Below are 12,154 nucleotides of genomic sequence, written 5' to 3' on the forward strand. Positions count from 1 at the left end.
TTATTGTGAATTTTCCATATTTTATCATAAATTCAAGTTTTAGTAAATAAAAAAATCTTCGTTTAATCTATCTGGTTAAGTATTAAAAGAAATAGGTATCTGATTAATCCAATCAAATCCTATTTCTTCGTCTTCTCACACTTCTACCATATTATCTTTTTTATTTTTGTAAATGTTCTTTTTAAGTTTTTCTATTCCAAAAATTTCTCCATGTGCTGGATATATATTCTTGACATTTTCCTTAATAAGCTTCTCCCAGCTTTGATAGTATTGTTTTAAATCAGTAATAAAAATGACACAATATCTTGTTCCCATAAAATTCATCATATTTGCAGCTGCATCACCTACAATACAAATCCCATCATCCAGTAGTAGTGAAATTGAATCAACTGTATGCCCTGGTGTATAAATAATTTTACCGGGAATATCTATTCCAATTTCTCTTAATGTAGTATCCTCATTAATTATAATATCATTATTGTCTACTCTATAAGCTGGAAAAGCAAAGTCCCATTCTTTATTTAACTTCTTAAATATTTTTATCATCATATTTACTCTACGGTTAATATATCCGCAGCCAGAAGGCATATCGTTTTTTCCCTTTGCAACAAGAGTTACACATTTTTCATGCATAATAATTTTACAAGATTTATTACAAGTCTTAATTTCATTTATTAGACCTGCATGGTCATCATGGTGATGGGTCAATAAGATATAATCAATATCTTTGATGCTAATATTTAGATTTGACAAATTCCTGTAAAACAATGCTTTATCTTTTTGATAGCCTGTATCTATGAGTAAATATTTATTCTTAACAGGAATTAGATAACACATTGTTGCACTTAATTTCAATTTGATTATTTCTATAATTTCTCCCCCTTTCTATTTGGATATTTAGATAATCACATTACTTTAAAATCTTACAGTTTTATCCATTAATGTTTTAGCAACTAAAATATATCATGAGTATAAAAATTTGTCAATATTCTTTAGCTACTAAAATATTTTTATGTTCCTAAGTATTGAAAATGCTAACAAGCACTTAAATAAAAATTCAAGTGCTCACACTGGTCATGCCTTTTTGAATATTGGCTCAATATATTCCTTTATAAATTCTATCCTATCTTTTACATTTTGCCTAAAAAAAGCAACAATAGAAACTACTATTTTTTCCTTTGCATTAAAATAAATTACATTTCCTCCGTCTCCTATAGCTGCACAGGTATGTTCTTTTTCATCAATAACCCACCATAAATATCCATATGCAAGATTGATTTTTCCCCATCGGCTATGTTCCTTTATACTCTCGTCTATCCAGCTTGTGGATACAATCTGTTTTTCATTCCACATTCCACCAGCTAAGTATAATTGACCTATTTTTGCCATGTCTATAGCAGAAAGCGTAAGCCCCCATCCTCCTGCATTTACTCCAGCCCCGTCCGCAACCCATCCGCTGATATTTTTAGATTTATTAAATTCCAGTTGTTCCTCTTTACTATGAAAAATCACATTACTTTCGACAGTAATTCCTAATGGTGAGAATAAATTTTCTCTTGCAAAATCTAACACAGATTGCCCAGTTGCTTTTACAAGTATCCCTGACAAAATATCTGGTCCTATGAGGGGAGTGTATTTAAATTCTCCTATCTGTCCCCTGCCCCCTAATAAATCAAGTGTAAATTTCACCCAATCATCACTGGTAAAATACTTTATGTAGGGTACAACCACCTTATATTTATACGGAGCTGTCATTGTCAGCAAATTCTTAAGTGTAACATTCTGTATTGTTTTTTCTCTTTTCTTGACTATATAATCTGGGAAAAAATCCAATACCTTTTGGTTGATACTTTTGATATATCCTTTATCTACTGCAATACCTATCAATATGGAAATAATACTTTTTGTTACTGAATAGACATGGATTCGACTAGTATCATTACATTCATTAAAGTAATTTTCATATACTGTTTTACCGTCTTTTAATACAACCATACCTGTAATATTGCTATAATCATTATTTATTTTATTTTCCAACTCTGTGATTTTTTCTTGATTCATATAATTTCTCCTTTATCATTTACTGTCTTTTTAGCTTACTGATCTTTTCTTATTTCATATGCTAATATGATAGTTTTACACTTTCTTTTTGACAGGATAATAAATTTCAGTTATAAGCTCACTCTCTTTTTGAACTTGAGAAGGGTCGGTTACATATACTTCGTAGAGGGCATTGTTAGATTCATAACCTTCCCTTTCTGCCCATTCACGCTGCTTAGTATATATAGAAGAAAGGTTTGAATAAGAACCATGCAACACTGTTTTTATACATAGTCCTGGGTGAAAATCTCTTGTACCTGTAACATACTCTTTTATGGGAATAGCAAATTCAGTATCTAAACCGAATGGACTAAATTCTGCACTGTGAAAAAGTACCATTGGTGGAGCAAGTATTGTTAATTTCTCGTCTTGGATTTTATTGAATAATTTCGTAAAATTATTACCATATTCTTCAGCAAATTCCTGTTCATGAACCATTTTTCGATAATAAAGAAGATACATCTTTGGTACTTCTACAAGTTGAACATCAATACTTTCCAGATATGACATAATTGATTTGCCTTGTTTCAAATTCAATATATCATTATTTAATTGGTTTAGACTTTTTTTAGATTCCTGTACTTGTTTTTCAATTTCTTTCTTCTTTTTGGTAAGTGCCAAGTAAAGCTTTTCGTCCAGTAATTCTTCTGATTTTAGGATTGTTTTTATTTCCTCCAACGAAAACTTGTATGATTTTAAGCGATTGATAAATAGCATAGTTTCTAATTGTTCAACAGAATAATATCTATAACCATTCTCAGGGTTAATCTCAGCAGGTAGAATTAGCCCTATCTCTGCATAATAACGAAGCGTCTTTGTAGATACTTTACATATATTTGAAAACTCTCCAATAGATAACATAGATTATCCTCCTTTCAGCATATCCTGCATGTTTACCTATATCTTACACCTTGCCCTAAGGGTAAAGTCAAGTCAGTACAATGTACAATTTTTAATTATATGTAAAAAGGCAGGATTTAATCAGTACAATTAAATCCTGCCTTTTATTTATACCATATCTACTTTTATTAGGTACACAGACAATGCAAATTCATCTATTCTATAAAATTAATCAAGTTTTTTACATCTCTATAATCTTCTATTACCATAGAGATATCAGGTATTTGTCGGAGCTGTTCCTTGGATAATGAAGATGCAACTCCTATAATTTTACTTACTCCTGCTCTATTGGCAGCTTCAATACCTGACATAGCATCTTCAAATACAATGCAATCACTAGGCGAAACACCTATATTTTGAGCAGCTTTTAAATATATATCAGGTTCAGGTTTACTTGGTATAAGTCCGTTATCATAAACTACTTGTTCCATGTTAACCCATTTTCCCAGATCTAAGTTTTCAAAGAAGAATTTAAGATTATTTAGACCTGAGGCTGTTGCAATGGTAAAAGGTATCTGTTGCTTTTTCAAGTAATCCAAAAACTCAACTAAACCATCAGCCAATCTATATTGTTGCTTATCCGAAAGACATAATTTCCTGTATACAACTTCTTTTTCTTCTGCTAGTTGGTCAATTTCTTCTTTACTTAATCGGTTCTTTAAGAAATATGAAAATGAAACCTCTGCATGACATCCATGTACATATTTGTGGAATTCTTCATTTGTTATTTCTCTACCTATTTTTTTATACAAAAATGTCTTCCAGGATTCTTCTTGTATTTTGCCGTCATAGAACATAGTACCATTAAAATCAAATATAATACCTTGCGTTTTCATATAATCCCCCTGTTCTCTTTCATATCTTTATTCAAATGATTTGTTGTTTCACAATTACACTTTCCATATAGTAACGGTTTGGCTAGATATTTGTTAAAAAAATCAATTGCTGGACCAAGGAAAAATGCAGTTATAATAGTTCCAATCCCAATGGTGGCATTAAAAACGAATCCTATAATGACGCAAATGACATCTGAAACAATCCTGCATATACGGAATGGAATCGGCGATTTATCTGCTGCAATCAAAGACATTGCATCATATGTTGATACACCCATATTGGCAGTGAAATATAGCGAAGATGATGCGCTAATAATTATTAATCCCAACATCAATGAGATAACTCGGATAAGCATATTTGTATTAGGTAAAATTATATTTAATAGTAGCAACGTATACTCAACCATATATCCAAATAAAAAAAGACTGAAAATGGCTTACCGAAAACATCTTTTATCACAATAAAATAATCCTTTCTTTTTATCTTCTATTTATATCATTCATTCTACCTATAGTTGATACTAATTTGTTATGATATAATTATATAGCCAAACAGCGTTATATTATATCATATTCAAGACTATATTTTGTAAATTTGAGACAAAGAGGTGTATAACTATGCAGAGAGATATTATTCCTATTAACGAAAAAGGTATGGAAATATTAGAATATGTTGCTGAAGATTTCCCTTGTGCAATTTTCTTTGCTGATATAGCAAAATATGCGTTGGGTAGTGTACCGTGGCATTGGCATGAAGAAATAGAAATTTTTGTAGTGACAAAAGGTTGTCTACGAATGCTTTTAGGTAGTCAGGAATATATAATCCACGAAAATGAAGGTGCTTTTGTTAATTCGAATATTTTGCATTCAATGGAGGTTGCAGAGGGTGAAGGCTGTGAATTAATCACAATTCTTTTTTCGCCATCTATTTTTACTGGTGGTAAAGGTACCTCACTATATCATCAAATGACTACACTCATTTTTGACAATGCAGAGTTAGCAACCTATATTTTTTGTAATACCTCCACATGGAAAAACGAGATTATTTTAGCTATCAAAGAGATTTACTCTGCTTTTAATAAAGAACTATTCTGTAAAGAATTGATTATATGTGAAAATCTTTCACGTATTTGGCGGTTCATCCTGAATGATATAATGTACAAAAATTTAAAGAGTGTGCCTATCAACCCATTACAAGAAAGTCGTACTCAGCACATGATGCAGTTTATTCATGATAACTATTCAGAACCATTATCTATCAAAGAAATTGCTGATTTCGCTAGTATCAGTACCAGAGAATGTTCCAGATGTTTTCAAAATATCATACATACACCACCCGTAAAATATCTTATGAAATATCGTATTTCAGTTAGTCTTTCACTACTATTAACTACAAATTACTCTATGACTCAAATTGCTGAAATGATTGGTTTCAACAGTTCCAGTTATTTTTCAAAGGTGTTTAATGAACATATGAATATGTCACCGACTGATTATAGAAAGTTACATCTATTAAAAAATGAGTAGGCATATTAATGCCTTTTAACGAAATCTCTAATCTCTTGAATCTTCTTTGGAATGTTTATATCTTTTGGACAATCATTCATACAAGTCATATCTGTACATTGCTTACATCTATCAGCACACTCTTCAATATTAAGGTTTAATTTTCTTAGTGCCCAGTAATCCTTCCCTAGATGATAATAATTATACTGCCTGAAAAGTACATGAATCTCCGTTCCGTATATACAGTAACATCTTTGACACCTATCACAATTAATAGAAGTAAAACTCTTTTCAAGCCTTGCCATCACTTGTGAAAATGGTAACAGTTCGGGACATGTTTCATAACACATCGCCTGTTTTACTTGCTCCATAGTTCCAAGCCCTATCAACGCAGTTGTAATTGAATATGACAGTACATTATTAATCAGAGTATGTATATCAAAAAACTCAGGTAAAATACCAGCTGCGTATACCTTATTTAAAACAAATCCCTTATTCCTAAATGCTTGTTCTTTATTGATTCTATTAAGCATACCTCTTTCTAATAGATTACCGCTTCCTTGCAATACATCTACTCTACTATCTTTTGCTCCTCTTAATAGAATATCATAGTAATGGGAAGCAATACCTGTGAAAAGTATCTTCCCCTCTTTTTTTAATTGAGTTAATGCATCAATGGCACCATATTTCTCAAATGTTGAGTCTTCACTTTCAGAATTCACTTGATGAACAAAATAAATATCGGCATAGGTACCTAAATTATTGTAGGATTCGTTTACTGCTCTGTACATATCATTACCATTAAAAAATCTTGCCTTACTTGATATAATAATGTTCTTTCTTCCAATGTATTCAGCAAATTTGCCTAACTTAATCTCTGCATCACCATACTCTGGTACAATAGCCGTATCATAAAAATTACAACCTAATTTATATGCATACTCCATAAGTTTTATAGCCATATCTTCACCTGGGCTAAAATATTCAGGCAAAACCTTCACATTCCCACTCAGAATAGGTATTGTTCCAAATGAAATCTCTGATACTGTAAGTCCTGTATTTCCTAGTTCTCTATATTTCATATCGTTATCCTTCTATAATGTCTGTCAAATTATTACACCATTCAAAGGCTCTATCGCCAACATTTGTAATACTACCTGTAATATTTATATCTTTTAATTTATAGCAAAATGCAAAAGCCTCTTCTTCAATTGATTGTACTGTTGATGGTAGTTGCACACTCTCAAGATTGGTACAACGATAGAAAGCCCTTTTAGGTATTATTGTAACCCCTTCTCCAATAACTACTTTCTTTAGTTTGGAACAATATTCAAATGATTTTTCACCTAAGTATTCTAATTCCTCCGGTAAATCAACAGACTCTAAAGAATAGCATCTTGAAAATGCTTGCTTCTCTATTACTCTTACATTTTTCATGTTCTTCACTGTTTCAAGCCATTTACATTGTTCAAAAGCACCCTTTTGTATTACACTAATATCATCTGGCAATATAATATTTGTTAGTAAATTGCTCATTTGAAAACTAGAATCTCCAATAATTCCAAAGCCAGATATAAGATTAATATCTCTTATATTACCAGTACACTCTATAAGTCGGTATTGTTCATCAGTCTTATAGCAATTAAGGCAATCACTAAAAATCTGTCTTACATTATCGGGTAAATCTGAATTATCCCTATCCTGTATACTGGTTAATTTATATACTTGCCCTTTTATCTCAACGTCTTTAATATTTATACAGTTACGAAAAGCATATAGTTCAATTATAATGTCTTGTTCAAATACCAAATGTTCTACTTCAAAACAATTAGCAAAAGCCCATCCACATATGCGTTTCACACAGCTTGGAATAATAACTTTTTTAGGACAGTTATTTGCATAGATCAAGTTATTATTAATTACTACTAAAGATTGTTCTTCTCCTTTGCTCTCTAGCCATGGTGTATTAGTAAACGCTCTTTGTCCAATAAACTTCACGCTTTCTGGTACAGATATATCTTCTAGTTGAAGATTGTCCTTGAATACTTCTTGGTCTATTTTTTGTATCCCTAAAGGTATAGTAACTGATATAGCATTACTCTTGTATTTCACTAAACACAATTCGTCATCAATATCATAGCAACTCATAGCATTAAAATAGATTTCTTTAACTTGCTCAGGTATCTCTTTCATAAATACCTTATCCCATGCCTCAATATTATAAATATCATCATTAATATATATTTTTTGTACTGCAGTACATCCTGAAAAAGCAAAACATTCATAATCAGTTTTAACACTATCTACCTTTATTGATTTTACTCTACAACAATCTTTAAATGCATAATTCTCTACATAAGTACTTTGCCCCAAATCAATATAGCTTAATGAGTTGCATCCATCAAATGCATATTTTTTGACTCTAACAATATTAGAAAAATCAAAGTCTGTTATTGAATGACAATCACTAAAGCACCCTTTTCCTATTATTCTAACATCCTTACATTGAATTTTCTCTAGAGATTGACAGCCGCAGAAAACCTCTTTACCTAAATAACTTGTTCCTTCTAGTTCTATCTCCTTTAATTGTGTACAATATGAGAAGGCTCCTTCCTCTATTTTAGCAGCATAACCTTCTATCTTCACTAACCCTGTACATTTCTCAAATGTATTTTTGCCAATGTTCTTAGTCCTCTTAGGTAGATTAACCTCTGTTAATCCTTTACATCCGCTAAAAGCTCCTTTGTCAATGTAAACCAATGTTTCAGGTAGTTTAATATTTGTAATATCAGTATTTCTAGCAAATGCATATGGCTTAATACCTATAACACCTTCAGGAATATGAACTTGACCTTTGCACTCTCCACCATCAATAACTATATTTGAAACTATCACAAGGGGTGATATCTTTTTAGCTGCCTCCAAAAAATGTGTATTTCTAAAAGCACTATAACCTACATAGATGGGATTTATTGAATCCAAATCCAAACGATAACAGCCATTATACGCATTAGCTCCTATAGTTTGAACATTACCTATTGGGACTTTAATAAGATTCTCACATCCATAAAAAGCATTATTGTTGACTATATCTATACGTCCATTAGTAGTAACCTCAACTAGATTATTACAATAAGCAAACGTACCTTCTTCTATAATAGTAACTTTACTAGGAAGTTCACATTGTTTTAACTGACTGCAACCGCAAAAACTTCTTGCACCTATAGAAGTAATAGATTGTGGTATTATAACAGATGTAATCTTATTATTATTATAGAAGGCCCCTCCTGCTATAGTGGTTATACCTTCTTCTATAATAACGTCCCCCTCATAATTACTACCATCTAATAAAATATTATCTTGAATACCTGATGGATCAATATTATCAAGAAACTTTGAACCATCAAAAGCATTCTTTCCAATATATATTAAATTTTTAGGAAGATCTACTTCTTCAAGAGATTCACATTGATAAGCAAATCTATCTCCTATAAATGTTATATCCTCACTGAATGTTATTTTCTTTAACTTAGGACATTGTGAAAACACATCACTACCACAGTCCTCTAAATCACATTCTACTTGCACATATCGTAATTTTGACCCTGTAAAAACATTACTACCTATTTCTCTTAATGATTTTGGTAATGTAATTTTATTTATTTTCATACATTTATAAAATGCCATATCCCCGATATACTCTAACTGTTTAGGTAATATTATTTTCTTAAGGGATTTACATCCGTAAAAAGCGCAACATTCAATAAATCTTGTTCCCTCAGTAAGTATTACTTCTTTTAAGCTCATACATCTTTTAAATACTGAATCCTCAAGTACTTCTACACCTTCAGGTATACTTACACTGATTAACTTTAGACAGTTCTCAAAAGCTGATTTTTCTATACTGATTAATCCATTGGATATCTTTACTGTCTGTAATGTAACACAATCTTTAAAACACTCCTGCCCTATTTCTTTAACTGAATCGGGCAAAACTACTCTTCCTATATTATCATTACAAGCAAAAGCCCTTTCTGCAATGGTTGTAATACCGTTAGGAACGACTACTCTCTCTTCATTGCCTTTGTATTCGTACAATGTTGTACCATATATCTTAAAATTACTTAATATTTGCTTATGTATAGTCCCTACGATACTTGGTTTATAATCAGAATTATTGATGCAACCTTCAATTTTATAAACTTTATCATTTGGCAACTTAATATATTTAAGAGTTGTACAATTTTTAAAAGCATCTTTCTCAATGTTTACTTCATTATTCTGAAATTCTACTTTTTCTAGGTTAATGCAATTTCTGAAAGCTCTACTACCGATATGTCTTAATGTTATAGGTAATTTTATAGATACAATCCCCTTCTTATCAAAAAAACAGCTTTTACCTATTCCGATGATACCCTCAGGAATTTCTAATTCTTTAGCGTTAGCTAACATCTTCAATAATATACCATCTTTAATAGACATCATTCTATATACATCTTCTGCAATTGCATTTATTATATCATTCTCTATATATTGACCTGATAAAACGTCTATTATATTTTTCAATTCGCATACAGTACCATCTGTCAATGTAATATTAGATATCTTGCTACACCCTGTAAAAACGTCGCTAATATTGTCTATGTCAAGCTTTGATGATACTACTATTTTCTTAAGATTATAGTTATTTACAAAAGCTTGTTTACCAATATAAGTCGCACCAACCATTGAAACGTATTCCAAAGAATCACAGTACAAAAAAGCACAATTACTTATCTCTTTAATCGTTTCAGGTATAACTAAGCTTTTAATTGAATGGCATCTATGAAAAGCATACTCTCCTATAGATTCCAGGTGTTGAGGAAATATTATCTCGGCTAGATTCTTACACCCCTTAAATGCTCGCTCACCAATATGTGTAACTGTATCTGGTAATACGACTTTTTTAATATTAGTTAACCCTTTAAATGCATCATCACCTATAATTTTGACTGCATCAGGTATTATGATTGTTTCTATATTGATATTACATAATTCTAAAATACCATTATTAATTATTAATCCCTCTGTCATATTTTCATTCACCTTCTTTGTTAAAAATTAGTCCGATAATGTTTTGAATCTCATCTATATTACCACATTTGTATAATGACTGTTTTAATTTATTACTTCCCTTTTGAGTTCTCATACAAAATGATATGAATCTTTTTATATAATCAAGTGTATATACTTCATCGTAGTACTTAGAAGTAATTTTGATCTGTTCATTTATGATTTTCTTAAATGACTTATCTACTTTTTTGTTTGTTAACTCACTAAAAATAAATGGGTTCTCTAGAGCATATCTAGCAATCATGACCCCATCCGCTCCTGTTGAATTCATCATAATATCAGCATCTTCTTTTGAATATATACCACCATTAGCTATTACAGGAATATTGACTACTGATACTGCTTGTTCTATTTGATCAAAATAAGGTGTCCCTTTATACATCATATTTCTGCTTCTGCCATGAATAGTAATCATACTGGCACCTGAATCCTCACACATTTTGGCAAACTCAGCTGCTATTAATTTATCTTCTTTTAAGCCTATTCTTGTTTTTACTGTTACAGTCTTGCCACTTTTCCTACACTTCTTTATAATATGTGAAGCCCTTTTCAAATCTCCTAGTAATGCACTTCCCTGTCCACTCTTGACCAGGTTTGGAACTGGACATCCCATATTTATATCTATAATATCAAAATCAGCAATATAGTCGCTTTTGGCCATCTGTTCAATAGCCCTAGGGTCTGAACCTACCAACTGTACTGCTTTATACTTTTCTTTTTGGGTTGTTAATAGTAATCTTTTCGTTGCTATATCATTGTATCTTAACGAATTGACATTCACCATCTCAGTAAAACATAATCCTGCTCCTAATTCATAACATAGGTTTCTAAAAGGATAACAAGTATAACCTGCTAATGGTGCCATAAAAACATTATTCGGTAAGATGATATTTCCAAGTCTTATCTCTTTAATTTTCAAGATGTTTATCTCCTTTTAGTAGTTTTATTAATAATCGCTAGCCTTAATTATATTCTATATATGTTTGGATATCAAATATATAGAACGCAATAAATTAATAAGTTACCATGTATTGACAAAATGTAATCAGTGTGTTACATTATTAATGTAAACAACAAGTTACATTTTGTTAAGGAGGTATTACCTTGGTACAGAATCGAATTAAGGTTTTGAGGGCAGAACGTGATTGGACACAAGCTGATTTAGCTGAAAAGGTAGGTATTTCTCGTCAAGCAGTTATATCAATCGAGAGATATAAATATACTCCTTCATTAGAATTGGCTTTCAAAATTGCAGAAGTATTTAATGTTTCAATCAATAAGGTTTTTGAACGCAAGGAGGGTTAAACGGATGAATGAACAAACTATTCTATTACTTTTTCTTATTTTTGGTCTTGGCATTACACTTTTACTTTATGTGTGGAAGGCTAAGAAGGAAATCGAATACAGAAAAGATGAACGTTGGCAATTAATTCAGAACAAGGCAAATAATACAGCCAATTATTCAAACTATATCTTGATATTATTTTTGGCTGCGGGAGAAGCGGTAACGTTATTTAAGGATATTCAAATAACATTTACCTTCGATAAAGCTTTAACTTACGGCTTATTATTCGTCGGTTTGAGAAATTCAATTGAATTTTTTTCATTAAAATATTATGATAAGCAACTATAGGGAGTAATTCCCTTTATAGTAGACAGTTTTATTGTTTCAACTGTCTGCTATAAAAGGAGTATATCAA

11 protein-coding genes are annotated in these 12,154 nt (G+C 31.0%); 3 read left to right on the top strand and 8 right to left on the bottom strand.

Annotation, left to right across the window (positions count from 1 at the left end; genetic code table 11):
- Positions 1 to 135: 135 nt before the first annotated feature.
- The 5 genes from HYG85_RS04040 to HYG85_RS04060 all read right to left on the bottom strand — a co-directional run bounded on the left by HYG85_RS04040 (position 136) and on the right by HYG85_RS04060 (position 4,228).
- Positions 136 to 855 carry an MBL fold metallo-hydrolase gene (locus tag HYG85_RS04040; RefSeq protein WP_244971272.1) on the bottom strand — a complete coding sequence of 240 codons (720 nt, stop codon included), beginning with the start codon at positions 853 to 855 and terminating at the stop codon, positions 136 to 138.
- A 219-nt stretch (positions 856 to 1,074) separates the two neighbouring features.
- A complete protein-coding gene (locus tag HYG85_RS04045) occupies positions 1,075 to 2,061 on the bottom strand; it encodes a serine hydrolase domain-containing protein (RefSeq protein ID WP_212692394.1) in 987 nt (328 codons plus the stop codon).
- A gap of 75 nt (positions 2,062 to 2,136) precedes the next feature.
- Positions 2,137 to 2,961, bottom strand: a complete 825-nt coding sequence (locus tag HYG85_RS04050) for a MerR family transcriptional regulator (protein ID WP_212692395.1) — start codon at positions 2,959 to 2,961, stop codon at positions 2,137 to 2,139.
- Between the two features lie 194 nt (positions 2,962 to 3,155).
- Complete coding sequence (locus HYG85_RS04055; RefSeq protein ID WP_212692396.1) at positions 3,156 to 3,836, bottom strand: HAD family hydrolase; 681 nt, start codon at positions 3,834 to 3,836, stop codon at positions 3,156 to 3,158.
- The gene (locus HYG85_RS04060; protein WP_212692397.1) at positions 3,833 to 4,228 is read right to left on the bottom strand and encodes a hypothetical protein; all 396 of its coding nucleotides are present in this window, start codon (positions 4,226 to 4,228) and stop codon (positions 3,833 to 3,835) included. Before HYG85_RS04060 ends, HYG85_RS04055 begins: the two co-directional genes overlap by 4 nt.
- A 226-nt stretch (positions 4,229 to 4,454) precedes the next feature.
- On the opposite strand from HYG85_RS04060, the gene HYG85_RS04065 reads away from it, so the two are divergent.
- A complete protein-coding gene (locus HYG85_RS04065) occupies positions 4,455 to 5,363 on the top strand; it encodes an AraC family transcriptional regulator (RefSeq protein WP_212692398.1) in 909 nt (302 codons plus the stop codon).
- 5 nt (positions 5,364 to 5,368) lie between these two features.
- On the opposite strand, the gene HYG85_RS04070 is transcribed toward HYG85_RS04065, so the two are convergent.
- From HYG85_RS04070 to HYG85_RS04080, 3 genes are read right to left on the bottom strand one after another with little or no spacing between them, the layout of a single operon-like run.
- Positions 5,369 to 6,424 carry an aldo/keto reductase gene (locus tag HYG85_RS04070; protein WP_212692399.1) on the bottom strand — a complete coding sequence of 352 codons (1,056 nt, stop codon included), beginning with the start codon at positions 6,422 to 6,424 and terminating at the stop codon, positions 5,369 to 5,371.
- 4 nt (positions 6,425 to 6,428) lie between these two features.
- On the bottom strand, positions 6,429 to 10,415 hold the full coding sequence (locus tag HYG85_RS04075; RefSeq protein ID WP_212692400.1) for a leucine-rich repeat domain-containing protein: 3,987 nt from the start codon (positions 10,413 to 10,415) through the stop codon (positions 6,429 to 6,431).
- A gap of 4 nt (positions 10,416 to 10,419) precedes the next feature.
- Positions 10,420 to 11,373 carry a tRNA dihydrouridine synthase gene (locus HYG85_RS04080; protein ID WP_244971273.1) on the bottom strand — a complete coding sequence of 318 codons (954 nt, stop codon included), beginning with the start codon at positions 11,371 to 11,373 and terminating at the stop codon, positions 10,420 to 10,422.
- Between the two features lie 185 nt (positions 11,374 to 11,558).
- On the opposite strand from HYG85_RS04080, the gene HYG85_RS04085 reads away from it, so the two are divergent.
- A complete protein-coding gene (locus tag HYG85_RS04085; RefSeq protein ID WP_113671820.1) occupies positions 11,559 to 11,759 on the top strand; it encodes a helix-turn-helix transcriptional regulator in 201 nt (66 codons plus the stop codon).
- 4 nt (positions 11,760 to 11,763) lie between these two features.
- Complete coding sequence (locus HYG85_RS04090) at positions 11,764 to 12,087, top strand: hypothetical protein (RefSeq protein ID WP_212692401.1); 324 nt, start codon at positions 11,764 to 11,766, stop codon at positions 12,085 to 12,087.
- Positions 12,088 to 12,154: the final 67 nt, after the last annotated feature.

The organism is Vallitalea guaymasensis (assembly GCF_018141425.1).
GTDB lineage: Bacteria > Bacillota > Clostridia > Lachnospirales > Vallitaleaceae > Vallitalea > Vallitalea guaymasensis.